The following is a 25,310-nucleotide window of genomic DNA, read 5'->3' as shown; positions in this document are numbered from 1 at the left end:
TACGGTCCGAAAAACCAGAGCCAGGAGCGACTAGTGACAAATTTTCAGTGTCCAGATGCCATTGGGTTTCGGGGAACGCCAGTCGTGACCGTTCTCACCCCGGCGGGGTGGGATAATTATCTGTGCCTGTCTACCGAGATGAAGCTGTCGTGCTGCGCACCCACAAGCTGGGTGAAGCCGACCGCATTGTCACCATGCTTACCAGGCAGCACGGCAAAGTGCGCGCTGTCGCCAAGGGGGTGCGGCGCACCGGCTCTAAATTCGGTGCCCGCCTCGAGCCGTTCATGGTCGCCGACGTGCAGCTCTACGAGGGCCGCAGCCTCGACATCATCACGCAGGCCGAGTCCCTCGGCTCCTACGGCGCTCTGATCACCGCCGATTACGGCAGTTACACCGCCGCGAGCGTCATGGTGGAAACCGCCGACAAACTCACCGAATCCGAAGGGTCGCTGCAGCAATACCTGCTGCTGGTCGGCGCGCTGCGATCGCTGTCCCGCCAGGAACACGGCTCCCACTTGACCCTCAACTCCTATTTGCTGCGCGCCGTGTCGATGGCCGGATGGGCACCGAGCTTTCAGGATTGCGCGCGCTGCGGCGCCCTCGGGCAGCACAGTGCCATGGTCGTGCAGCTTGGCGGCATCGTCTGCGATGCCTGCGCGCCCCCCGGCTCACCCCGGCTCGACCCGGCGACGATCGGCCTGCTCAGCGCGCTGCTCACCGGCGACTGGGAGCACGCCGCCGCGAGCCCGGATCGCACGCAAGGCCAGGCGGCGGGCGTCGTCGCCGCCTACACGCAGTGGCACCTGGGCCGCGGACTTCGCTCGCTGGAACACGTCGCCCGATGATGGCCAGTCTGTTCGGCCACAAAGGATCCACGCACAAAGACGCCGTTCCCTTCAAACCGCTCGACTGGACTGGTCTGTACCCGCCCGCACTGCCCCGCAAGGTGATACCCGAGCACGTCGCCGTCGTCATGGACGGCAATGGCCGCTGGGCCAACGGCCAGGGCTTCACCCGGATCGAGGGACATAAGGCCGGCGAGGCAGCCCTGCTCGACGTCGTCGCCGGTGCCATCCAGATCGGCGTCAAGCACCTCAGCGTCTACGCTTTCTCCACCGAGAACTGGAAGCGTTCGCCCGACGAGGTGCGTTTTCTCATGGGCTTCAACCGCGACGTTCTGCATCGCCGTCGCGATCAGCTCAACGAGTGGGGCGTTCGGGTCAAGTGGGCGGGGCGCAAGCCGAAGCTGTGGGCATCCGTCATCAACGAACTGCAGTTTGCCGAGCGGCTCACCGCCGGCAACAACGTGCTCACCCTCACGATGTGCGTGAACTACGGCGGTCGCATCGAGATAACGGATGCCGTGCGCGCGCTGGCCGAGGACGTCGCTGCGGGCAGGTTGAAGCCGTCGGGCATCACCGAGAAAGCCATCGCGAAGCAGCTCTACGTGCCGGATCTGCCCGACGTCGACCTGTTCGTGCGCAGCTCGGGGGAGCAGCGCACGAGCAACTTTCTGCTGTGGCAGAGCGCGTACGCGGAGATGGTCTTTCTCGACCAGCTCTGGCCGGACTTTACCCGGGTGGACCTCTGGCACGCCGTCGAGTTGTACGCCGCCCGCAACCGGCGGTATGGCGGCGCGGTTGACACTCCCACAGCCTGAACGCACCCTCCACGTATTTCCGGGTGGGGAATACGACGGTGTGGAGTCCCGTTCATCTGAGTGTGACTGATACAAGTACAACGGAATCCACCATGGCAGCAGCGCCCGCATCCACGGGCACCGATCCGATCAAGGTCGACATCTGGTCTGATGTGCAGTGCCCCTGGTGCTACATCGGTAAACGTAAATTTGAAGCCGGAGTCGCGCAATTCGACGGTGCGGTCGAGGTCGAGTATCACAGCTTCGAGCTAGCCCCCGATACCCCGGTCGACTACGACGGCACACCGTCGGAATATTTGAGCCAGGCAAAAGGCATGTCGCTCGCACAAGTCGCCGAGATGCTCGAACGTGTCACCGGCATCGCCGAGAGCGTCGGCCTGCACTACGACTACGATTCGGTGCACCAGACCAATACGGTTATCTCCCATGAGTTGCTGCATTACGCCAAGGCACACGGTCGCCAACTCGACATGAAGGAGCGCCTGCTGAAGGCCTACTTCATCGATGGGCGTCACATCGGCCGTATCGAGGACCTGGCCGATCTGGCCGCGGAAATTGGTCTCGATCGTGCCGACGTCGTGCAGGCGTTGACCGCGCACGACTTTTTGGCCGATGTCAAGGCAGATGTTGCGCAGGCTAATGAATACGGTATCCAAGGCGTTCCATTCTTCGTCATCGATGGCAAGTACGGCATCTCCGGCGCGCAGGATCCTGCTACTTTTACTCAGGCTCTCAACCAGATACTCACCGAAAGATCAGAGGAGAAAACCGCATGAGCGACACCAACACCACTTCTACCGTCCCGCCGGTGTACACCGACGCAGCGGGACGACCCACGATCCAACTCCTCGGACAAACCGAGGCGACAACGGATGATGCGGCCGGCTCATGCTGCGGTGGCGGCTGCTGCAGCTAACCTCAGCCCCATTTCACGAAAGCGTAGCTGTCGCATGGCCCGCCCGACGGGGTCCGGCAGCTGCGCTTTTGTGTGCCGCCGCAGCTGCCGTCCCGGTCGATTCGCGGTTCCCTCGCTTTCTGGGAGAATTGGAGCAACATGACTTCACGCATCCCCACCGTCGACCCGTCGGCGTTGATCACACCGCTACGGATCGGTCCGCTCACGCTCGATGTGCCCGTCGTGCTCGCGCCGATGGCCGGCATCACCAACACGGCCTTCCGTCGACTGTGCCGCGAGTACGGCGTTGGACTGTTCGTCAGCGAAATGATCACTTCGCGCGCGCTCGTGGAACGCAATACCGAGACGATGCGGCTGATCACCCACCACGAAAGCGAAACCACCCGTTCCATCCAGCTCTACGGTGTTGACCCGAAAACGGTCTCCGAAGCCGTGACCATGCTCGTCGCCGAGAATCGCGCCGATCATATCGACCTCAACTTCGGCTGCCCGGTGCCCAAGGTCACCCGCAAGGGCGGGGGAGCGGCCCTGCCGTGGAAGACCGGCCTGTTTCGACAGATTGTCGAAGCGGCCGTCATCGCGGCCGGCCCGATTCCCCTGACCGTGAAAATGCGCAAAGGCATCGACGCCGACCACCTCACCTACATCGAAGCCGGCAAAGCCGCCGCAGGAGCCGGCGTCGCATCCATTGCCTTGCACGGTCGAACGGCCGCCGAGTTCTACTCCGGCCACGCTGACTGGTCCGCCATCGAAAAGCTCAAGAACGCCATCAACGACGTTCCGGTGCTCGGCAACGGTGATATCTGGTCAGCAGATGATGCCCTGCGGATGGTCCGTGAGACCGGATGTGATGGCGTCGTTGTCGGACGTGGCTGCCTGGGCCGTCCGTGGCTGTTCGGCGATCTCACTGCAGCATTCCGCGGCGAGAAGATCAAAGCCGAGCCGGGCCTGGGGCAGGTCATCGACGCTTTTCGCCGCCACGCCGAACTGCTCACCGAATTCTTCGACAGCGAGGATCGCGCCTGCCGCGACATCCGCAAGCATGTTGCCTGGTATTTCAAGGGCTACCCGGTGGGCGGCGACCTGCGTGCGAGCCTCGCCATGGTGCAGTCCCTTGCGCAGCTCGACGATCTGCTCGGCACCCTCGACGCCTCATTGCCCTACCCGGGCGCCGACGTCGAAGGTCCGCGGGGTCGGGCGGGGACACCGAAAAAACCGTCGCTGCCCGAGCACTGGCTCGACTCGCAGGATCTCGTCGGTGCGCAACGACTGAATTTGACCGAGGGCGAAGGGGACACCAGCGGTGGCTAATAAGACCGGATACAGCGAGATCGACGAGGCCCGTTGGCTTCCCGAGGAGCACGACTCGCGGCGCAGCGATTTCGCGCGCGACCGCGCGCGCCTGCTGCACTCGAGCGCCCTGCGGCGGCTCGCGGCCAAGACGCAAGTGCTCAGCCCCACGGCCGGGCTCGACTTTGCCCGCAACCGGCTGACTCACTCGCTCGAGGTTGCTCAGGTCGGACGGGAGATCGCAGCGCGCCTCAACGTCGACCCCGACATCGTCGATACCGCCTGCCTCGCGCACGATATCGGGCATCCGCCATTCGGTCATAACGGAGAGAAAGCACTCAATCTCTGGTCCGAAGATATCGGCGGTTTTGAGGGCAACGCCCAGACTCTGCGTCTGCTCACCCGGCTGGAGCCCAAGGTGTTCGGGCCCGACGGGCACAGCTATGGCCTGAACCTCACCCGGGCAAGCCTCGACGCGAGTTGTAAGTATCCCTGGCCCGAAGGGTCCTCGGTCTACGACCCCAGCGGGCGCGCCAAATTTGGGTTCTATCAGGAGGACATTGCCGCGTTCGAGTGGTTGCGTGAGGGAGCGCCCGACCGCCAGCTCTGCATCGAGGCCCAGGTGATGGACCTTTCCGACGATATTGCCTACAGCGTGCACGACTTCGAAGACGCCATCGTCAATGGATATGTAGACGTGGCGGCCTTGAGCAGCCGCACCAACCATGATGAGCTCCTCGCCACGATGTCGGAATGGATCGGCGACGCAACCAGTGCCGATGACCTCGCGATGGCGTTCAATCGGCTCGATTCCCTCGACGTCTGGATGGATTCCTGGACCGCCGGACGTCGCGACCAAGGTCACCTCAAGAACCTCACGAGCCAGCTCATCGGCCGCTTCAGTGGGGCCGCGGTGCACGCCACGAAGCATGCGCACCCCGGTGCCAGCATGCTGCGGTTCGGGGCGAACGTGATCGTACCCCGCGAGATCCAAGCCGAGATCTCCGTCCTCAAGGGCATCGTCGCCGCCTTCGTCATGACCCGCAACACCCGCAAACCCATCTACGTGCAGCAACGCCAGGTGCTCACCCTGCTCGCTGAGACGCTGCACCAGTCCGGCGACGAACACCTCGATCCCGGTTTTCGGGAAGACTGGCATGCTGCCACCGACGATGCGGCCCGCAAGCGCGTTATCGTCGACCAGGTCGCCAGCCTGACCGACCAGTCCGCCTTGGCCTGGTACGAGCGCCTCGTGCAGGGCTAGCGGCACGGATTAAAGCTCCGGCCGCCTCGTGACCGGAGGCCGTCGCACCGAGACGATAGAATTGAGGCATGGCCGGACTGATTCGACAAACCGATATCGAAGAGGTCAAGGCCCGCACCAATATCGCCGACATCGTCGGCGATTACGTCACCCTGAAGTCGGCCGGCGTCGGATCGATGAAGGGCCTCTGCCCCTTTCACGACGAACGCAGCCCGAGCTTTCACGTGCGGCCGCAGGTTGGTTTCTACCACTGCTTCGGTTGCGGCGAAAGCGGCGACGTCTACTCGTTCCTGCAAAAAATGGACCACGTCAGCTTCAGCGAGGCCGTCGAGCGTCTAGCGGGCCGGGTCGGCCTCGACCTGCACTATGAGGACGGCTCCGGCGCTGCCCCCGACCACGGCAACCGTGCGCGGCTCCTCGCCGCCAACCAGGCGGCCTCTGACTTCTTCGTCGATCAGCTCGGCAGCGCCGGTGCCGAGGTCGGCCGGGCCTTCCTGGGTCAGCGCGGCTTCGACGCCGCGGCGGCGACCCGGTTCGGGGTCGGCTTCGCGCCGAAAAGCTGGGACGAGCTGACGAACCACCTGCGCGGTCGCGGGTTCACCACCGAAGAACTCACCCTCTCGGGCCTGGTCTCGAGTGGCGACCGTGGCATCTACGACCGCTTTCGGGGTCGCCTGGTCTGGCCGATTCGCGACATCACCGGGCAGACGATCGGTTTCGGCGCCCGCAAGCTGCTCGACGACGACAAAGGCCCTAAATACCTCAACACGCCCGAGTCGCCGGTCTACCATAAAGCCCAGGTGCTGTACGGCCTCGACCTCGCCAAACGGGATATCTCCCGCAGCCATCAGGTCGTTGTGGTCGAGGGCTACACCGACGTCATGGCTTGCCACCTGGCCGGCATCACCACGGCCGTCGCCACCTGCGGCACGTCGTTCGGCGTCGACCATATCAAGGTCCTGCGCCGGGTCCTCGGCGACGACTCGGGCGTCGGCGAAGTCGTGTTCACTTTCGACCCGGATGCTGCCGGTCAGAAAGCCGCCATGCGCGCCTTCAGCGAGGAACAGCGTTTCTCCGCCCAGACCTACGTGGCCGTTGGACCGGAAGGACTCGACCCCTGCGACCTGCGCCTGCAGCGCGGCGACGATGCCGTGCGCCGACTGGTCGACTCGAAGAAGCCGATGTTCGAGTTCATGATTCGGCAGATCCTCTCCCAGTACAACCTCGACACCGTCGAGGGTCGTACGGCGGCCCTCCGCGCTGCCGCCCCCATCGTCGGCGACATTCGCGACCCCGTTCTGCGCCCCGGTTACACGCGCGAGCTCGCGCGCATGCTCGGGGTCGACATGGGCGAAGTCGCCAAGGCCGTGTCGAACGCCCAGTCCGGGGCACGCTCGTCGGCCAGCGGTGGCGCGAACGCGCCTCGTCATGCCGGCGCGGTCGAAGCGCCGGCAGAACGCCCATTCTCCCTGGTCGAACTCCCCGGCGACCCGGTCACCCGGCTGGAACGTGATGGGCTGATGGCCATGCTTCAGCGGCCGACACTGATCGGCCGAGACATCCTCGACAGCGCGGTGCAGACATCCTTCACCAACACGTCGCTCGCCGTCGTGCGGGACGCCATAGCCGCCAGTCTCGCGCATTTCGAAGCGCCCGACTGGCTCGATCGGGTGGTCTCCGAGGTGCCGGACACCTTCAAAAACCTCGTGCAGGAACTTGCCATGGCGAACCTTCCGGAGCGCACCGAGAAAGACGTCGCCCGTTACGTGCGCGAGATCACGATTGTTCTGATTGACAAGGACCTTCTCCGGCTGAAGGCGGAATTGCTCGGTCGCCTTCGGCGGGCGGATGCCAGCGACACCGAGATCTACCGCACCCTGCAGCGTGAACTCGTGCGGGTCGAGGCCGAGCGCCGCGCCCTCCGTGAGGAATGACCCGGCCACCTCACACTGCAACACATGAGCCCGAGTTTGTTGCAGATATGTAAAGAAGCTGCGCCGGATCGTTGCCATCTGCGAATTCTGTGCTAATTCTTACCTAACAGCAATGTCCAGCTGTGCCTCTCTTTGGCGCTCCTGGTCATGGGACTCCGACAGGAAGAGGACGACGGATATGACATCCGCATTTACCAACGGCAAGCGTGCGCTCGTTGCCACAACCGGCCTCGCGGTCGCAGCACTGGTTCTATCCGGCTGCGCGGCTGGGGGAAGTACCACCCCCGACTCCGCGGGCGGCCCGATCACCATCGGCACCACCGACAAGGTCACCACGCTTGACCCGGCTGGCTCCTACGACGCGGGGTCCTTCGCCGTGCAGACCCAGGTGTTCCCGTTCCTGATGAACAGCGCCTTCGGCACCGCGGATGTCCAACCCGACATTGCGGTCAGTGCGGAGTTCACGTCGCCGACGGAATACACCGTCGTCCTCAAGCCAAACCTCGAATGGGCCAACGGCAATGCGCTCACCGCGTCCGACGTCAAGTTCAGCTTCGACCGCCAGCTGACGATCGCTGCTGACAACGGTCCGTCGTCCCTGCTCTACAACCTGGACAGCACCAACGCCGTCGATGACACGACGGTCGTCTTCACGCTCAAGGCCGGGAACGACCAGATCTTTCCGCAGATCCTGTCCAGCCCTGCCGGAGTGCTCGTAGACGAAGACTCCTTCTCTGCCAGCGCGCTGACGCCCGACAATGACATCGTGGCCGCTGAAGCCTTCGCCGGCCAGTACGTTCTAACCAGCTACAACTTCAACAATCTCCTCTCCTACAAGGCGTATAAGGGATACCAGGGATTGCTCGGCCCCGCTAAGTCGGATGTCATCAACGTCAAGTACTACACCGACGCCTCGAACCTGAAGCTCGACGTTCAGGAAGGTAATATCGACGTCGCCTGGCGCAGCCTGTCGGCGACCGACATCGACGACCTGCGCGGCAACGACGCGGTCAAGGTGGTCGACGGCCCCGGTGGAGAGATCCGTTATATCACCTTCAACTTCAACACCCAGCCGTTCGGCGCGACGACGGCTGAAGCCGACCCGGCCAAGGCTCTCGCCGTTCGCGCGGCCGTTGCTGATGTTGTTGACCGCAATGAGCTCGCCGATCAGGTGTACAAGGGCACCTACACCCCGCTGTATTCCTACGTTCCCGCTGGCATGACCGGTGCCACGGAGTCCCTCAAGGACCTCTACGGCGACGGCAACGGCGGACCGGACATTGAGAAGGCGACCGCCGATTTGGCTGCAGCCGGCGTCACTACTCCGATCGCACTGAACCTGCAGTACAACGCCGACCACTACGGTCCGGGTTCGAGCGACGAGTATGCGCTGATCAAGGACCAGCTGGACGCATCCGGTCTGTTTGCCGTGAGTCTGCAGTCCACCGAATGGGTTCAGTACGCCAAGGACCGCACGGCCGACGTCTACCCCGCCTACCAGCTGGGTTGGTTCCCGGACTACTCCGATGCTGACAACTACTTGTCGCCGTTTTTCGCTGAGGGCAACTTCCTCAAGAATCACTACGACGATGCCGATGTCACTGCCCTGATCAAGAAGCAGGCCATAACCACAGACCCCGCGGAGCGTACCGCACTGATCGAGGAAATTCAGGACAAGGTGGCCGCGCAGCTGTCGACCGTCCCCCTGCTTCAGGGCGCTCAGGTTGCCATTACCGGTCCCGACATCTCCGGCACCAAAGACACGCTCGACGCGTCGTTCAAGTTCCGATATGGTGCGCTGTCCAAGGGCTAGACCGACCTTCGAGTAGTGTTTTCATAGTTTGATCACCGGGGGTGTCCAGCGATGCAGTCGCTGGATGCCCCCGATTCTTTGTGCAATTGTGAGGTACTAATGACCACTGTGGCCATGAAACCGCCCGTACAGGCGGCCGGGCGTAGTCCCAAGAAGAAAAGCAGCCCGGGCGGTGGAATAGGCCGCTATCTCCTCCTTCGGTTCCTGCTCATCTTCCCCACCATTTTCATCCTGGTGTCGATGGTGTTCTGGCTCATGCGCACGACGGGTGACCCGATCACCGCGGCGCTCGGCGGAAAACTCGGCCCGGATCAGCTCGCCAAACTCATCAGCGCGGCTGGCTACGACCGGCCCATTCTGATCCAGTACTTCGAGTACCTTGGCCAGGTTTTCACGGGCAATTTCGGCACAACCATCAGCACCAATCGTCCGGTGTCCGAAGTGCTCCTCACTTACGGCTCTGCAACCGCCGAGCTCGTGTTCTACGCGCTCATTGTGGCCTTCATCGTCGGCATCCCGCTCGGCCTGGTAGCCGCCTACTGGCGGGACAAGGCTCCCGACGCCTTCCTGCGCGTCTTCGCCATCCTCTGCTACGCCACCCCGGTGTTCTTCGCCGGGCTTCTGCTCAAGCTCGTCTTCGCGGTCTGGCTGGATGTGCTGCCGGTGGCCGGCCGCGCCACGGTCGGTTCCGAACTGCAGATGCAGTTTCTCCCCGACAAGTCCGGCATCTACTTCATCGACGCGTTGAAGACCGGTAATCCTGCTGTCTTCGCTGATGTCCTGCTGCATGCCGTGCTTCCCGCGCTCGCACTGGGCCTCCTCACGGCTGGCGTATTCCTTCGCCTCGTGCGCACCAACGTCATCGGCACGCTCGGCACCGACTATGTTGATGCTGCCCGGTCCCGTGGGGTCAATGAATTCCGACTGGTCAGCAAGCACGCCTACCGGCCGGCCCTCATCCCGATCATCACCGTCATCGGATTGCAGGTGGCATTGCTGCTCGGCGGGGCCGTGCTCACCGAGACCACCTTCGAATGGAAGGGCCTCGGGTTCATGCTCATTGAATTCATCAAGGCCCGCGACTTCGTGGCGGTGCAGGGCATTGTCGCGTTGCTCGCCGTCATCGTTGCCCTGTCCAACTTCATTGTGGACATCATTGCCGCACTGATCGACCCGAGAGTGCGGTACTAGCCATGACTGCTGCAACTATGCTCGCCCCCAAGGCTCCGCTCTGGACCCGCCTGCCCGTCGTGCACCAGTTCCGCCAGAGCATCGGCCTGCAACGGGGCATGCTCGTGGTGGGCCTCGTCATCACCGGCGTCTTCATCCTCACCGCGATCTTCGCTCCGCTCCTGGCGCCGTACGGTTACAGCCAGTTGCGCGATGACAATGGCACCTTCGGAGCTCAGCAGGCGCCCGGCGGGGCACATCTGCTCGGCACCACGGTCGGTGGCTACGACGTGCTCTCCCGGGTCATCTGGGGTTCGCAGACCGCGATCGCCGTCATGGTTATTGCCGTCGTGCTGTCGATCTTCGCCGGTGTGGCCCTTGGCCTCGTCTCCGGCTACTTCGGCGGCTGGCTGGACCGGGTACTCGTCGTCGTCTGCGACGCCGTATACGCCTTTCCGGCACTGCTGCTCGCGATCGTCATGGGTATCGTCATCTCTGGCGGCCGCTCCGACCTGTGGGGCGGAATCTTCGCCGCGGCAATCTCGATCACCGTCGTGTTCATCCCGCAGTACTTTCGCGTGATTCGGGCCGAAACGGTCCGGATCAAGGCCGAGGCCTACGTGGAGTCCGCCCGGGTGCTCGGTGCCAGCAACGGGCGCATCATGTTCCGTCACGTACTGCGCAACGCCACCCGTACCCTTCCGCTCATCTTCACTCTCAATGCCTCCGAGGCACTGCTGACCCTGGCCGGACTGGGGTTCATCGGCTTCGGCATCGAACCATCGTCGGCCGCCGAGTGGGGCTATGACCTGAACAAGTCACTCTCCGACGTCTCGAGTGGCATCTGGTGGACCAGCCTGTTCCCGGGACTCGCCATCGTGCTCGTGGTTCTCGGCATCACCCTCGTGGGAGAAAGCCTCAACGACCTCGCGGATCCGCGTCTGCGGAGCCGCCGAGCCCCGGGAAAGACCGGCGTCGTCGCCGCCACCAGCGTCGTCCCCGGCGGAACCCTGGATGCCGGCCCCGGCGGTATCGACGGGCTCGAGGCCGGCCCGCTGGCTCCCGACCCACATCCGAACGACGACCCATTCGAGGCCAAATAATGAGCTCCCTGCCCGACGTCGTTCGCATCGACAATCTCAACGTGACCTTCGCTACCGACGGCGGAGCGGTCAAAGCCGTCGACGGCGTCACTCTGCGCGTCGCCCCCGGCGAGGTTCTCGCCATTGTGGGAGAGAGCGGCAGCGGCAAGACCGTCACCGCGAAGACCATCCTCGGTCTGCTACCGGAGACCGCGACCGCCCACGGCGCCGTCATCCTCAGCAGTAAAGACGGCGCCGACTCCAACGACGTTCTCGCCGTCAGTAAGCAGAAGCTGCGCCAACTGCGTGGAACGGACGTTTCCATGGTGTTCCAGGAGCCGTCCACGGCACTGAACCCCGTGTTCACCGTCGGCTGGCAGATCGCTGAGGGCATTCGCGCTCACGGTGAATTCACCAAGAAGCAGGCACGCGCCAAGGCGATCGAAATTCTGGGCCGGGTCGGAATCCCCGACCCCGAGAGCCGCGTCGACTACTACCCGCACCAGTTCTCCGGCGGGCAGAAGCAGCGAGTCGTCATCGCCATGGCCCTCGTACTCGACCCGGGGCTGATCGTGGCCGACGAGCCGACCACCGCACTGGACGTGACCGTGCAGGCCGAGATCCTCGATCTGCTCCGCCGTTGCCGCGACGAATTCGGCACGGCCATCGTGCTGATCACGCACAATATGGGTGTCGTCGCCGACCTCGCCGACCGCGTCGCCGTCATGTACGAGGGCACGGTCGTCGAGGAAGCCTCTGCCCAGGCGTTGTTCTCCAATCCGCAGCACGACTACACCAAGCGACTGCTCGGCTCGGTGCCGCACGTCGGCCAGGGCACCACTCGGGCCACCGCACGAGCACTCGCCCGCGAACCGGGTTGGGCCGCCGAGACACCGGTCGTCGTCGCCGACAACCTGAAAATTCAGTACCCGGGTCGGCTCGGCAAACCCGGATTCACCGCCGTCGACGGGGTGAGCTTCATCATCCGGCCCGGCGAAGTGCTCGGCCTGGTCGGTGAGAGCGGGTCGGGCAAGACCACCATCGGCCGCGCCATGGCCGGCCTCACGCGGGTGACTGACGGCTCCCTCACCGTGCTCGGCCACGAGATGAAAGGATTCAAGGAGCGCGCCTTCAAGAAGGTGCGCAGCGACATCGGCTTCGTCTTTCAAGACCCGGCATCGAGCTTCAACCCGCTGCTGACGATCGCGGAGTGCGTGGCCGAACCCCTCGTCGTGCACGGTCGCGCGGCCAACCCCGCTGCAGCACGCACACGCGTCAACGAACTGCTCGAGGCAGTGCAGCTACCGCGCACCTATGGCGATCGCTACCCACACGAGCTCAGCGGTGGCCAGCGCCAACGAGCGAGCCTGGCCCGCGGTCTGGCGCTGGAGCCGAGCCTGCTGATCGCGGACGAACCGACGAGCGCGCTCGACGTGTCAGTGCAGGCGAAAGTTCTCGAACTCTTCGCCGAGTTGCAGAAGGAGTTCGGCTTCGCGGCGTTGTTCATCAGCCACGACCTTGCCGTCGTCGACATTCTCGCCGACCGCATTGCCGTGCTCTACAAGGGAAAACTGGTCGAGGAAGGCACCGGCGCCGAAGTGCTCGGTGCACCGAAGGATCCCTACACCCAGCGTCTGCTTGCCTCGCTTCCGGTTCCCGATCCGGCCGCACAAACGCTGCGCCGGAATGAACTCCGCGTCCTGCGTGCGGCGGGATAGACCGCATGAAGCATGGCGCGGCATCCGTTCCCCCGATCCAAACGAGTGATCTGACCATCGAATACCCGCCGCACGGCGCCAGTCCGGCGTTCGTCGCGGTGCACGGGTTCACCCTGCGCATCGCCCAGGGGGAGGTAGTGGGTCTGCTCGGTGAGAGCGGCTCAGGCAAAAGCACCCTCGCCCGGGTGCTCTCCGGTGACGCCTTCGCGAGCGACGCCACCGGCATCCGCCCGCAGATCACCGGGGGAGAGGCGACCGTACTCGGGTATGGGCTCCGCCGCATCAGTAAGCGCAAGCTGACCCGGCTCACCTTCGGAGTTGGGCTGCTGGCCCAGGATGCCGCCGATACCCTGCCGTCGACCATGACGGTGGCCGAGATCGTCGCCGAACCGGTACTCGAACGGGATCGACGCTACAACCGTCGTGCGCTCGGCGCCCAGGTTGCGACCATGATCGATGCGGTGCGCCTGCCGCTGGCCCTTCTCGGTCGGTATCCCTACGAGCTTTCCAGTGGTCAACGGCAGCGGGTGGCGCTGGCCCGGGCTCTTGTATTCGGCCCGGAACTCTTGATCGCTGACGAGCCCACAGCGGGCGTTGATGTCATGGTGCGCGACGCCGTGGTTGACTTGATCAGCGAGCTGCAGCAGGAGCGCTCCTTTTCCGCGCTCGTGATCAGCTCCGACCTGGCCGTGTTGCAGCGGGTCGTCAATCGGATCGGCGTCATGCATCAGGGTGTGCTGGTAGGCCTCGGCACCATCGACGACGTTTTTCGGGACCCGTGGCACCCCTACGTGCGTGAACTCGCCGCCGCCCTGCAGCCCACAGTCGCTGAGCCCGACGTCGAGTCGCTCGTCGCCGGCGAGCCACCCAGTATCGGCAATCAAACGGATGCCGCCGTCGGCAGCTAGGAATACCGCGACCAATCGCGCCCAGTTTCGGGCAGGAGCGGTCGCAGCCGGGCCGACACGCCCGACCGTCTTCTCGCGCACGAGACTGCTCAACTGTTGCTGCTGCCCCACTTTCCGCGGGCTGCGCGGGTTTTCAGCTGTCAAAACTGCGTCATCGGAGCCGATCGGAACCCGACGTGGTTTTGGCACAACAGGAAACCTTGGTAAAGTAATAACGCTGTTCAAGCATTCCTCGATAGCTCAATTGGCAGAGCAGCGCACTGTTAATGCGCAGGTTCTTGGTTCGAGTCCAAGTCGGGGAGCGAAAGGTCACTCAGGGCTCCACCCCGGGTGGCCTTTTTTGTGGGTACTTTTCGTGCAGGCAAGAAAGTTCTTCCTAATTTTCACAGTGCGCCATGGCGTCGGCACAAGAAGTGGTGGTCCGCGTGGATTTCTCGCAATTTCTGATATCGGCGCTCGGGGTACTGTCCGGAACGCTCCTCGTGCTCTGGACCATCACCCTGCTGCGCTCGCGCCGGGTCATCTTCGATCGCAACGCCGCCGAGCGCGTGCGCATCGAACTGGAACTCTCCCTCGCAGAGCAACAGGGGCGATTGGCCATCATTCGTGAGCTTCAGGATGGCGCGGTGCTCACCATCGCCCGACTCATTACCCGGGCCGAAGGCGTTCGCTACACCGCCGAAAGCGACCCCTCCACGGCAGTGCGTGCGGCCATCGCGCTCGTTGATGACGGCCGCGCGGCCCTTGCCGACATGCGCCGCGTCGTGACGATCGTGCGCGAGGGTGAGACCGTCGGTGCACTGCAGCCGGGCCCGCAGTCGACCCGCGACCTGTTTCGCGTCATGCGCGACGCCGGGCTCGTGGTGAGTTTCATCGAATCGGGCGAGCGATTTGCCCTCAAAGCGGGCGCTGAGCTCGCCATCTTCCGCATTCTGCAGAGCGCCCTCTCGAATGCGCTCAAGCACGGCGGCGTCGGCACCGAAGCGCGGGTGTCGTTCACCTGGACCCGGGACGGCTTGCAGCTCCTCGTCGACGATGACGGCATCCGTGCCGCAGCCCGCCGTGACGGCAAAGAGGCCGGCGAACAGGCCGCACGTACCCCGTACACGATCGAGGACGACCTCAAGGCCCTCAGCGAAAGCATTGCAGGCCCCGGAATCACGCAGATGCGTGAGCGCGCCCAGCTGTTTGGCGGTGTGTTCAATGCCGGAACGGTTCCCGGGCTGGGTTTCTCGGTGTCAGCCGTGTTTCCGTCGCTGCGCTTTCACAACGGCGTGCACGGCGTGGATCTATCTCGATGACCGGGTAGCCACTACCCGATGGACATCCATTGACGGCCTATCGACCGTGGCCCTACCGGCCGCGCCGATCACCGCAGACTTGCGCGCACTAACCTGGCCGCCGCACTCGCGGCCTGCTGTCAGCCTTCGAGGTTGTCGACGCCAGGCGTCCAGCTCAACCCCGGCACACCCCAGCTTTTCTTGCGTTCAACTTTGGCTGCCATCTTCGTGTAGACGTGTTCGAGACGATCGACATACAGCGTGCCGTCGAGGTGGTCATACTCGTGCTGAAAGATGCGGGCAAGCCAGCCGTCCGCTCGAATCTCAAAGGGCCGCTGCTCAGCGTCGACAGCCCGCAGGATGGCGGACTCGGCTCGCTTGAGTGGAAACCGCTCGCCCGGAAATGACAGGCAGCCTTCGTCTTCGTCGAGATCTTCGTCATCCACGGGCCTGGCAGACACCGGTGTGATCCATAACTCAGGGTTGATCGCCACGCCCCGCCATGACACGTCATCGTCGTCTTGGTAGCTGTAGGTGAAGATGCGCAGCCCGACACCCACCTGCGTGGCGGCGAGACCTACCCCCGGTGCGGCGTCCATCGTCTCGAACATGTCTTGCACCAGCTCGCGCAAACTATCGTCAAAATCGACGACTGGAGCGGCGGGGGAGTGGAGAACGGGTTCACCAGAAATTACTATCGCGCGTACGGCCATTTCTCCAGAATATCGTCAAGCTTGTCGGTAGGGTCATCAAGTGATCACTGACCTAACCGATCTGGCGACAGAAATCGCCATTGATCCGCGGCAGGCCATCGGAATTCCGCTGGCCCTGGTCGGTGCCGTCTTCCTGTCCCTCGGCGCTCAATTTCAGCATCGCGGCGTGAACAAGGTCGAGTCGTTCACTGGCGAGGTCACCGGCGGGCTCAACGTGCGCCAGCTCACCCTGCTGCTGGCCCGGCCGTCCTGGGTGTTCGGCTCCCTCATGCTCGGGCTCGCAATCGTGTTTCAACTCACGAGCCTCGCGTTCGCCCCCATCATCGTTGTGCAGCCGCTCGGGGCGGTTGCCCTCGTCATCACCGCCGTTCTGAACGCCCGCGTCAGCAAGGTCAAGCTCAATCGTGCGAGCATCATCGCCATCTCCATGTGCGTGGGTGGGGTTGGCCTGTTCGTCACCGTGGCGGCGTTCACCGCCGTCGACAGGCCAGTCACCGACCAAAACCTGGTGACCATCCTCATCGTTCTCGCGGCCGTTCTGCTGGCATTTGCACTTGCTTTCGGGTTTCTGCGCCGCCGGTCGCAGGCGATTTTCTACATCCTCGGTGCCGGTGTGCTTTACGGTTTCGTGGCGACACTGGCCAAGGTCGTCATCAATCGCACCCAGCACGGAAACTTCGAGTGGCTCACCCTGACCTGTGTGCTCGGTCTATTGCTTGCAGCCGTATTAGGGGCGTATTTTGTGCAGAATGCCTACGCATCGGGCCCACCGGATCTCGTGATTGCGGGGCTCACCGTTGTCGACCCGCTCGTCGCCGTCGGTATCGGAATCATCGTGCTCGGCGAGGCCAGTCAGGCACCCCCTGCAGCTGCGGTCGCCTTCGTCCTTGCCGGTGCTGTCGCAATTTGGGGTGTGTTCCTATTGGCGCGGTACCACCCTCAATTCGATCGCTGACCCGCGAAATTTTTGAGCCACCACGGTGCGGGCCCCCGCGCGGTGGGCACGGTTTAGAATAGGGTTCGAGTGCGCCGCGTCATTTTGACGTGCGCACCCGATATCTCCTGCCGGATGATGACCCCGGCCCAACAACGTAGGGACCACTCCACTTGTCAGATTCGACCGACTTGCTGAGCAGCCCAACCCTGGGCAATGCGCCCGAGCGCGCCGCGCGTGCGCCGTCCGATAAGCCTCGGATTCGTGTCCTCATCGCCGCCGACACCTTTGCACCCGATGTGAACGGTGCTGCTCGATTTGCCGAGCGCCTGGCCGCCGGGCTGGTAGCCCGCGGCCACGAGGTTCAGATCATGGCCCCGGCCCCGTCGCGGAAGCACGGCAGCTGGACCGAAATGCACGAGGGTCAGCCCATGGTGGTGCACCGCCTGCATAGCTGGCGCTGGTACCCGCACGACTGGTTGCGCTTCGCCCTGCCGTGGCTGATTCGCGGTGAAAGCCGGCGCATTCTCGATTCATTCCGCCCCGACGTCGTGCACTTCCAATCCCACATCAATGTGGGGCGCGGCGTGTCCATCGAAGCGGCCAAGCGCAACATTCGCTTAGTCGGCACGAACCACTTCATGCCCGAGAACATGGTGAAGTTTTCCCTCGTGCCAGTCGGCTTGCAACATCGGGTGATCAAGGCGGCCTGGCGCGCTGCGCGGCGCACATTTGGGCGCGCTGCAGCCGTGACCACCCCAACCCGGCGGGCCGCTCAGTTTTTGGAGAAGTACACCGGTCTCACCGGTGTGCGTGCCATCTCCTGCGGAATCGACGCTGACAACTACGCACCCAACTTTGAGCCTCGCACGGAAAACCGCATCCTCTTCGTCGGTCGCGTCACCGGCGAAAAGCAGATCGACGTGCTGCTGCAGGCGGCGGCGCTACTGTCGCCCGAGCTCGACGCCCAGATCGAGATCGTCGGCGGGGGCGATCAGAAACGCAACCTGGAGCACCTGGCCGACACGCTCGGCATCCGCTCACGCGTCACGTTCACCGGTTACGTGACGGATGACGAGCTGCGCGGGGCCTACTCACGGGCTACCGTGTTTGCCATGCCGTCCATTGCCGAGCTGCAGAGCATCGCCACGATGGAAGCCATGGCCTCCGGACTGCCGATCGTCGCTGCCGATGCCATGGCGCTACCCCACCTCGTGCACGACGAGAACAACGGGTACCTGTTCAAGCCGGGCGACGCGCAGGATCTGGCGGACAAACTGACCGTGGTACTCACAGCCTCCCCGGAACGTTTGACGGCACTCAAGCGGGAGTCGCTCAAACTCATCGCCGCACACGACATCAAGCGCACTCTGAACACATTCGAATGCCTGTATCGTGGGGAGCCGGTGAGCGATCTGGTCACCAACGGGGCTTCGTCACAGTCGCCCGAGTAGTCACATATCTGTGGGTGCGACCGTGAGGTCGTGCCTTTTGGGGCGGTAGCTCAGCTGGTTAGAGCAGCGGACTCATAATCCGTCGGTCCCGGGTTCAAGTCCCGGCCGCCCTACTCGAAACATCGCTTGATCAGGTTTTCTTGTTCTCACAATAGGAGCAAGACTTGATGAAGTATCCGTTTATTATCCGTTATTCAAAAATTCTGACCCCTCACAGCCACCTCTGATGGAGGTGCACGCCCGAGTTCGAGTGCTCTGGATCGGCCTCGCCCACCTGTGGGTTATGGACACTCAAACCCTCTCTAGGCTCGGTCTTGAGCCTGTACTCACGACGAGCGAGCTCGCCGAGTATCTCGGTGTGCACGTGCAAGCAATCTACGATCTCCGTAACGATGGCCGCGGACCGACGGGCTTTCGCGTCGGACGGGAGATTCGATACCACGTATCTGATGTTCTCAGCTGGCTCGAGAGTCTTCGTGAGCCGGATCGGTCTCGCCGCGCTGTCGGATCCGATCTCTGATGGCGGGGCGTCCCCGCACACCCATCAGCACCGGTGGCACGATCAGAACGCGCAAGGTCAAGTCGGGAATGTTTCGAGCCGTAACCGTCTTTCGTGATTGGGATGGCCAGACCCGCAAGGTCACCGCGACCAGCTCGAGTCGAAACGCTGCGGAAGCCGCGCTCAAGGTCGACCTGGCCGCACGAATGCGTGCCGGTGGACTCGACGACGCTCTGAACGCAGGGTCGCCGTTCCCGTTGCTCGCCGCCGCCTGGCTCGACGACGTCGAGCACGACGTTGACCGTTCTCAAGGCACCAAAGAGACGTATCAGCGTCAACTGGGAACACTGGTGCTGCCCTTTTTCGAGCACTTCACCATTCGAGAGGTGAGTGTCGGCCGGGTTGAGCGCTATCTCAAGCAGCAGCGCGAGAAGTCGTACACCCAGGCGAAGCACTCACGCACGATCCTGGGTATGATCATGGCCTTCGCCGTTCGACGAGAGATCATTGCGCGCAATCCCGTCACAGAGGCTTCGCGCATGAAGAAGCCTCCGCATACCCCGAAGGCGCTGACGACAGAGCAGATCGCCGCTATCCGACTCGCGGCGCGCGAGTGGCGTTCGCAAGAGGGCAGGATGGGACCGCGGTCCGACGGCCAGGTGCGCGACGTTATCGAGGTGATGCTCGGCACGGCGACGCGCATCGGAGAGGCGCTCGCGCTTCGTCAGTGTGACGTCGACCTGGATGCTGATCCGCCCCAGGTGAGCGTGAGCGGAACGATCGTCGTGCACAAAGGGGCCGCCGTGCACCGCCAGGAGCACCCCAAGACGCACGAGTCGAGCCGAATCATCCCCGTGCCGGAGTTCGCGGCCGACGTGATTCGCCAGCGCCTGGCGTTGCTCGATCCGGAGAATGCGGAGCATCTGCTGTTCTACTCCCGAAACAACACCCCGCTCACGCCGTACAACGTGAGGCGCACCTTCCGGGGCATCCTCGAAGCCGCGGGCCTCGCGGGCCTGGCGATCTCGCCACATGCCTTTCGCCGCACGGGAGCGACGCTGCTCGCCCATGAACTTGGCATACAGGCGGCAGCCGACGTTTTAGGGCACACCTCAACCTCGACGACGAAGGCGCACTACGCTGAGCCCGACCGCACCGTTAGGCCGGAGCCTGCGGCGGTTCTGCAGCGGCTGGCGCCGCCGAAATAGCGGTCCGTCACCATCTCCAGTTCACCACTCTGAGTGCTTTCAGTCGGCACCGCACTCCGACAACGATGGAGCCGCATCCGTCGGCTTTGATAGCTGGCGCATCTATCGTTGAATATAGCGATGAGTTGCAGTAGCTCATTCTCAGGTCGATGCAAGGAATGAAATTCGATGCTCACGCAAGTCACTTCTCCACAGCAAGTCTTCTTCTCGCCGCAGAGGTTGATCGTTCCCCTGTTCCAACGGCCCTACGTGTGGTCACGGGAAGTTCAGTGGGAGCCACTGTGGAATGATGTGACTCGCCTGATCGACGTGATTGCGGAGGGTGATGGGCAGGCGACCCACTTTCTGGGCGCGGTCGTTTTGCAGGCGCAGGCGACAGCCCTGGGTGACCTGCCGCAATACACCGTCATCGATGGGCAGCAGCGTCTGACGACGCTCCAGATCCTGTTGGACGCTTTGCACGCCCAGCTGGAGTCGCGCGGGCTGGGCCACCTTACTGCCCAAGTGCTCACCTTGGTTGAGAACCCGGAGTCATTTCGCCAGCACCCTGACGATCGGTTCAAGGTGTGGCCGACCAACCGCGATCGGCCAGCCTTCTCCGCAGCGATGTCGGCCGAGGCTCCCATCGATCACTCGTCTTTGCCGGCCGGTCGGCTGGTGGACGCGCACCGTTACTTCTTTGAGGCGATCGGTGAATGGTTGGACGCAGAACCGTCCACAGTTGAGCGACGCGCAGGCTTGCTCGTGCCTGCGATTACGACGCGGCTTCAGATCGTGACGATACAACTGCTCTCGCATGAAGATGCCCAGGAAATTTTTGAAACCTTGAACGCTCGTGGTACTCCGTTGACCGCCGCCGATCTGATCAAGAACTACCTCTTCCAGCGTCTGGAAAAGGATGCAGCAGCCACTGAAAGCGCCTACCAAGACTACTGGGCCGATTTTGAAACACCATTTTGGGAAGCCGAGGTCACAACTGGTCGCATCAAGTACGCCCGAAGCTCACTGTTCCTGACGCAGTGGCTTACGGCCAAGACCCTAAAGGAAATCCCCGCGCGCGAGGTCTTCATGCAGTTCAAACGGTACGTCGGGGCATCCGGAACGGACATTCTGACGCTTCTCCGCGCCCTGCGGTCAGCCGCCGATCGGTACCGCGCTTTCACAGAGGGTGCCGCTGTCCGTGACGGAGCACTCAGTCGGCTGAACCTATTCGTGTATCGAATGAGCACGCTCGACTCAGAGATCACAAAACCGCTCCTCATTTGGCTGGGCGAGCCGGAGCAGGCAGCGCTTGACGAACTCGAACGTGCGCGCCTGTTGGACACCCTGGAAAGTTGGTTCGTGCGGCGTGCACTCGTCAGAGCGCAGTCGCAGGGCACCAACCGATTCATGTTGGACCTGCTCACCCAACTGGCTAAGCGCCCTGCGACGACGGCCGTTGATGAGGCCGCGCGCACATACCTCGCGGTCCAAACTTCGAGCTTTGGCTATTGGCCGGATGATGCCGAACTTCGACGTGAGTTGGTGGACTTGCAGGCCTATAAGAAGTTTCGCAAGGGACGACTGCGAATGGTCCTCGAAGCAGTCGAAGACCAGCGTCGAGGCTTTCCCGGTGGGCGCTCCTTCTCCGTGTCGCCGGTATCGCGCGGGGTTTGTACGATCGAGCACATCATGCCCCAAGAATGGCGCTCAAATTGGAACGACCTAACCGACGTTGAAGCCGAGAATCGGAGGGACAGCATTGTGCAGACTCTCGGTAATCTCACTCTGGTGACGCAGAGCCTGAACGCACGGTTGTCGAACGCCGCTTGGATTGCCTCAAACGGCAAACGTGCAGCATTGGTCCGGCATGACACACTCCTCCTCACGCGAGATGTCGTCCACGCTGATTCCTGGTCGGAGGCCGAGATACTTTCGCGCACCGATGATCTCGTTGAGGCCATAAGTGAAATTTGGTCCGTTCCCACAGGGCACCGGGGGATAAGTGATGAGGCCGTCGGACGTGCCCAATATCGCACGGAAGTGGTCGATCTCGTTCGCGCGGGTCTTTTGAGTCCTGGGTCGATTCTGTACGCCAAGCCAGCAGCTCACCGTGGTGAACTCGCGACTGTAAATGCGGATGGAAGCCTGCTCTTGAATGGAGTGATGTACGCGACCGTCAGTGGGGCGGCACGTCACCTCCAGGGCGGAGGGGCAGTGGCCGGCTGGCAATTCTGGTGTATCGATCCCGGCTTTCAACGAACTATGGCCGATCTGCGAGCGGAACATGCGGGGGGCGTGGATACATCGCAAACCTCCCCGAGGAAGTAACCCGCCCTTGTGGCGCGTGAAGTGGTGATGATGTGAAATTCAATTCAGACGCGGGGGTCGCTTGCGTTGCGGTTCCAGATTCTCCGGACGCTCGGCTGTTTGTGGAGCTTTCGAGCTATGGTGCCGACCTCACTGAAGCTCGCCACGCCTTGGAGCTTGCGCTGGAGGTCGTCGCAGACGGTCATGATCACGATGGCGGGCCCTATCTCAGCGGCTTCGCGGCCGTCGCGTACTGCCGTACGTATTTCCCATCCAAGGTTCGAAGGCCTTTGACTGATCACATCGTGATACCTGACGATCTCAGCGATGTACACGCGCTGATCGGCGCGTTCAGAAATACGAGGCTTGCCCACTCCCAGTCCCAGTTGGCGACGACATTTCCTATAGCGATACTCGACGCGTCATCCCTTCAGCTGAAAGATGTCATGGCCTTGACAGTCGTGCAGCCGCTTCCCACGCACCACGTGGTGCGGTTTCTTGAACTCGTGGAAATCGTAGACGCCCTTCTTTTCGAAGTCATCGAGCCGGTGCGCCTCCGACTAATGGCCGAGATGCGCCGCGCTGATTTGGCCGAAATGATGGCCGGTGGGAGCCGCCCTGAAATCGTGGACGCGAAAGATGCGGAATTCAGCGCCAGGAGCAAGCGGAAGCCCTATCCCGCTGGGAATACGATGTACTGGTCAACGACGGAGTGAACGTGGACGTCTGCGCGATCGCCCATGACCGGCCGTCGAACGAGTCGATCAATGGCGCCGTGCGGGTCTCATGGCTGGCAGATCCGCGCGTCTTGCCGCCTTGGGTCGCTTCCTTTGCCGCAGACCTCGTGCATTCTTGCTGGCGTGGCTGCCCCTTCACCGGTCGGCCATGGCAGACCGACGTGAGCATGGCCAGAAAAGTGTTGAACTAGAGTTTCATCATGAACCAGCCCTCCCCGATCGACACTGACTTCGACGTGCGATCGGATGCTGGCGGACGTGACCCCGACCAACACAGCCCAACATTGCGGCGCTATCACCAGCTTTTGTGGAGCAAACCGCTGCCGAGCGGCGCGTTGTTTACTTTGGATATGTCCACTGCGGGCTCCTACCTGCACCATAGTTCCGGTGTTGGAGAGTTCTTTCTAGCGAGCGACACGATCATCCACACGTTCGCATCCTGGATGCGCATGGCGGACATTATCGCTCAGGTGGACGAAGAGGACAGGGCGGCATTTCATACCATCGGGCGCACGATCGGTGGCACGATACTCTTCCCGGGCAACCGTGTAGAGGGAAAGCGGACGATCAACGGCGCGCGGGGTATGCATCCCCTGATTCGCGACCGATTTGATTTGACTTTGGAATGTATCCGCCTCCACTACCAAGGCGAGCACAACCCGCTTGATGAAACGCTCTCACGATACGGGGACTTCTTTGGTCTCTTCCGCGATTTTCGAGGATATGCGGAATTCTTCCTGCTTCAAGACCTCGTGCGTCCGGACAACTCTGCCGTCGAATTTTTCACGCCGTTTGACAGCTTCACCACACCGGCTCTCCCAGGGAATCTCAAGGCTTACGAGCAATATCGCTCGAAGAGCATGGCCTTCGTCCGAGCCCGAAACACTCGAATCTCTGAGACACTCCTGTAAAGAGGCCTGCCTGCGGTCTTCTATGCACATGCCCAAGGAAGTTCTCACCGTTCGTCAGGTAGTCCGGGCGCGAGAGTAGAACGAGGTCTCGTCCTCTCGCCGTCTGGCGATATCGTCAACGACGAACTGCACGAAGTCCTCGTCACGATCACCAATGACCACGTCATCGACAGCGTCGGCTGGCGGTTCTCCTGGCCACACCGTCTGACGCGTAGGCCGGTCACGCTCCAGCCGCGTGCCCGAGATCGCGACCCAGTCGCGAAGCCGCTGGCGGGCATCCGCAAAATCTCGATGCCAGCCGAGCGGAGCGGAGCCGTGTTGGTCGGGGTCGTAGGCCCCGAGCCAGTGCAGGTGCAGCGCGGAGAGTTCCCAGACGAGTTCGGGGTGCCGATGCCAGAACGGCGGCACAACGGATGCCGGCAGACCGTACGTGCGACGCAGCCAGTTCACCCAGCGGTTAAGTTCGATCCATTCGGCCTCGGCGTCGTCAGCGCTAAGCAGATTCCAGTTGATCGGATGCGGCGGCTCAGCCATGAGCGGCCCCTCGAGGTCGTCCAGCGAGCCAGCCCCGAAAGCGTCGTCGTGATTACCGGACGCCCACTCGACGAGTGACTCTGTCATCGCCCATTCACCGCCCTGAGCCGGTGTGTGCCGCTTCCACCTCGCGCTCTACCCCAGTGTCCAAACCTGTGCGGTGGGTGCGATCGACGGAATAGTTGGTGCGCGCGAGGTCGTGGCCGATCTTCTTGGCGACGAACTCTTCGCGTTGAATGACTTCACCGTCGCGCTCGACCTGGAAGGTGCGCACATACCCTTCAGCGACAAAGCTGTCGCCCTTGGCGAATCGGGCAATAGCCCGTTCGGCGGTGGCACGGTAGGCGACGAGATCGTGAAAGGTGGGCTCGAGCGCGGTGAAGCTGCCGTTGTACTCCTGACGGAAGTGCGGCTGGCCGACGCGCACGTAGAAACGGGTGTCGCCGTTTTCAGTAACCGTTTGCTGCGGGTCTGAGGCGATGAAGCCGGATAAGGATTGCTGGGTGTGAAGTGCCATGGGACTTTGCCTCCTGTGATTGGGGCAGACCATCGTGGTCCGCGCTCACTAGGAGGTGCACCAGGGGCACCGTCGCGATCGCGCCGGTACTCGGGGGAATCCGGTCGGCGAGGCAGTACTGGCACTGGAAGATTTACGCGGACAGTATCTGGTCGCACGTGTGGCAGGCGAATAGGCTTGGGCGCCATGGCCCTTCGACTGGTTCAGGTGAATTTCAAGGCGCGGAATGATTCGGCACTCGGCCTGTTTTGGGCGGATGCGCTCGGCTGGGGCGTGTCCAGCGAGGGTCCCGGCGTGACCAACGTTGAACCGCCCGGCATGGTCCTGCCGGATCCGGCCGCCGTCTGCGTCGATGTCGTCACCGTTCCTGAGCCCGAGACAGTCCAGTACCGGGCACACCTCGACCTCGCCACTTCGTCTGTGGCTCATCAAACGGAACTGGTCGCGCGATTGAAGGCTGGGCGCGACATCCATTGATA

At 62.9% G+C, this 25,310-nt stretch carries 23 protein-coding genes and 2 tRNA genes; 22 read left to right on the top strand and 3 right to left on the bottom strand.

The features are described from left to right. The first annotated feature begins 122 nt into the window (after positions 1-122). From recO to E3N85_RS10230, 13 genes are all read left to right on the top strand, one after another. Positions 123-845: a DNA repair protein RecO gene (recO, locus tag E3N85_RS10290; RefSeq protein ID WP_134462882.1), complete on the top strand. Its 723-nt coding sequence runs from the start codon at positions 123-125 to the stop codon at positions 843-845. After that, positions 842-1,660, top strand: a complete 819-nt coding sequence (locus tag E3N85_RS10285) for an isoprenyl transferase (protein WP_241978428.1) — start codon at positions 842-844, stop codon at positions 1,658-1,660. The genes recO and E3N85_RS10285 overlap by 4 nt, the downstream gene beginning before the upstream one ends. 92 nt (positions 1,661-1,752) lie before the next feature. Continuing rightward, positions 1,753-2,436: a DsbA family protein gene (locus tag E3N85_RS10280; protein ID WP_134462880.1), complete on the top strand. Its 684-nt coding sequence runs from the start codon at positions 1,753-1,755 to the stop codon at positions 2,434-2,436. Between the two features lie 278 nt (positions 2,437-2,714). Further along, the gene (gene dusB / locus E3N85_RS10275; RefSeq protein ID WP_134462878.1) at positions 2,715-3,887 is read left to right on the top strand and encodes a tRNA dihydrouridine synthase DusB; all 1,173 of its coding nucleotides are present in this window, start codon (positions 2,715-2,717) and stop codon (positions 3,885-3,887) included. Next, positions 3,880-5,130, top strand: a complete 1,251-nt coding sequence (locus tag E3N85_RS10270; RefSeq protein WP_134462876.1) for a deoxyguanosinetriphosphate triphosphohydrolase — start codon at positions 3,880-3,882, stop codon at positions 5,128-5,130. Before dusB ends, E3N85_RS10270 begins: the two co-directional genes overlap by 8 nt. Before the next feature lie 68 nt (positions 5,131-5,198). Next, positions 5,199-7,064: a DNA primase gene (gene dnaG / locus E3N85_RS10265; protein ID WP_134462874.1), complete on the top strand. Its 1,866-nt coding sequence runs from the start codon at positions 5,199-5,201 to the stop codon at positions 7,062-7,064. A 178-nt stretch (positions 7,065-7,242) separates the two neighbouring features. Then, positions 7,243-8,877 carry an ABC transporter substrate-binding protein gene (locus E3N85_RS10260; RefSeq protein ID WP_134462872.1) on the top strand — a complete coding sequence of 545 codons (1,635 nt, stop codon included), beginning with the start codon at positions 7,243-7,245 and terminating at the stop codon, positions 8,875-8,877. Positions 8,878-8,991: 114 nt separating this feature from the next. Continuing rightward, entirely contained in the window at positions 8,992-10,068 is a 1,077-nt protein-coding gene (locus E3N85_RS10255; protein ID WP_241978427.1) for an ABC transporter permease, read from the top strand. 2 nt (positions 10,069-10,070) lie between these two features. After that, complete coding sequence (locus E3N85_RS10250; RefSeq protein ID WP_134462868.1) at positions 10,071-11,150, top strand: ABC transporter permease; 1,080 nt, start codon at positions 10,071-10,073, stop codon at positions 11,148-11,150. Next, a complete protein-coding gene (locus E3N85_RS10245; RefSeq protein ID WP_241978426.1) occupies positions 11,150-12,847 on the top strand; it encodes an ABC transporter ATP-binding protein in 1,698 nt (565 codons plus the stop codon). The genes E3N85_RS10250 and E3N85_RS10245 overlap by 1 nt, the downstream gene beginning before the upstream one ends. A gap of 5 nt (positions 12,848-12,852) precedes the next feature. Further along, entirely contained in the window at positions 12,853-13,755 is a 903-nt protein-coding gene (locus E3N85_RS10240) for an ATP-binding cassette domain-containing protein (RefSeq protein ID WP_134462866.1), read from the top strand. Between the two features lie 229 nt (positions 13,756-13,984). Next, positions 13,985-14,057, top strand: a tRNA-Asn gene (locus tag E3N85_RS10235). A 123-nt stretch (positions 14,058-14,180) separates the two neighbouring features. After that, positions 14,181-15,056, top strand: a complete 876-nt coding sequence (locus E3N85_RS10230) for a sensor histidine kinase (RefSeq protein ID WP_134462864.1) — start codon at positions 14,181-14,183, stop codon at positions 15,054-15,056. Positions 15,057-15,175: 119 nt separating this feature from the next. Here E3N85_RS10230 and def read toward each other — a convergent pair whose 3' ends face one another. After that, complete coding sequence (gene def / locus E3N85_RS10225) at positions 15,176-15,748, bottom strand: peptide deformylase (protein WP_134462862.1); 573 nt, start codon at positions 15,746-15,748, stop codon at positions 15,176-15,178. 40 nt (positions 15,749-15,788) lie between these two features. On the opposite strand from def, the gene E3N85_RS10220 reads away from it, so the two are divergent. The 8 genes from E3N85_RS10220 to E3N85_RS10185 all read left to right on the top strand — a co-directional run bounded on the left by E3N85_RS10220 (position 15,789) and on the right by E3N85_RS10185 (position 23,780). Further along, a complete protein-coding gene (locus E3N85_RS10220) occupies positions 15,789-16,703 on the top strand; it encodes a DMT family transporter (RefSeq protein WP_134462860.1) in 915 nt (304 codons plus the stop codon). Positions 16,704-16,855: 152 nt separating this feature from the next. Further along, complete coding sequence (locus tag E3N85_RS10215) at positions 16,856-18,136, top strand: glycosyltransferase (RefSeq protein ID WP_134462858.1); 1,281 nt, start codon at positions 16,856-16,858, stop codon at positions 18,134-18,136. A 39-nt stretch (positions 18,137-18,175) separates the two neighbouring features. Next, positions 18,176-18,249 (top strand) — tRNA-Ile (locus tag E3N85_RS10210). A gap of 113 nt (positions 18,250-18,362) precedes the next feature. Then, positions 18,363-18,656: a helix-turn-helix domain-containing protein gene (locus E3N85_RS10205; RefSeq protein ID WP_370289215.1), complete on the top strand. Its 294-nt coding sequence runs from the start codon at positions 18,363-18,365 to the stop codon at positions 18,654-18,656. Further along, entirely contained in the window at positions 18,656-19,843 is a 1,188-nt protein-coding gene (locus E3N85_RS10200) for a site-specific integrase (RefSeq protein WP_134462856.1), read from the top strand. The genes E3N85_RS10205 and E3N85_RS10200 overlap by 1 nt, the downstream gene beginning before the upstream one ends. Positions 19,844-20,011: 168 nt before the next feature. After that, positions 20,012-22,153 (top strand): DUF262 domain-containing protein, encoded by a 2,142-nt coding sequence (locus E3N85_RS10195; RefSeq protein ID WP_134462854.1) that lies wholly within the window; start codon positions 20,012-20,014, stop codon positions 22,151-22,153. A 32-nt stretch (positions 22,154-22,185) separates the two neighbouring features. Further along, a complete protein-coding gene (locus E3N85_RS10190) occupies positions 22,186-22,848 on the top strand; it encodes a hypothetical protein (protein WP_134462852.1) in 663 nt (220 codons plus the stop codon). Between the two features lie 221 nt (positions 22,849-23,069). Continuing rightward, positions 23,070-23,780, top strand: coding sequence for a hypothetical protein (locus E3N85_RS10185; protein WP_134462850.1), 711 nt, complete (start codon positions 23,070-23,072; stop codon positions 23,778-23,780). A 54-nt stretch (positions 23,781-23,834) separates the two neighbouring features. Here E3N85_RS10185 and E3N85_RS10180 read toward each other — a convergent pair whose 3' ends face one another. Both E3N85_RS10180 and E3N85_RS10175 read right to left on the bottom strand, forming a co-directional pair. Then, positions 23,835-24,401 (bottom strand): DUF4913 domain-containing protein, encoded by a 567-nt coding sequence (locus tag E3N85_RS10180; RefSeq protein ID WP_241978425.1) that lies wholly within the window; start codon positions 24,399-24,401, stop codon positions 23,835-23,837. Between the two features lie 7 nt (positions 24,402-24,408). Continuing rightward, a complete protein-coding gene (locus tag E3N85_RS10175) occupies positions 24,409-24,831 on the bottom strand; it encodes a single-stranded DNA-binding protein (protein WP_134462848.1) in 423 nt (140 codons plus the stop codon). Between the two features lie 186 nt (positions 24,832-25,017). Between E3N85_RS10175 and E3N85_RS16835 the strand changes: the two genes are divergently transcribed. After that, positions 25,018-25,308 carry a VOC family protein gene (locus E3N85_RS16835; RefSeq protein ID WP_255453886.1) on the top strand — a complete coding sequence of 97 codons (291 nt, stop codon included), beginning with the start codon at positions 25,018-25,020 and terminating at the stop codon, positions 25,306-25,308. Positions 25,309-25,310: the final 2 nt, after the last annotated feature.

The sequence above is a fragment of the Cryobacterium sp. Hz9 genome (assembly GCF_004402825.1).
In the GTDB taxonomy this organism is placed as follows: domain Bacteria; phylum Actinomycetota; class Actinomycetes; order Actinomycetales; family Microbacteriaceae; genus Cryobacterium; species Cryobacterium gelidum.
The sequence above is the reverse complement of the archived record's forward strand: the minus strand, read 5'-3'. Positions and strand labels throughout refer to the sequence as shown.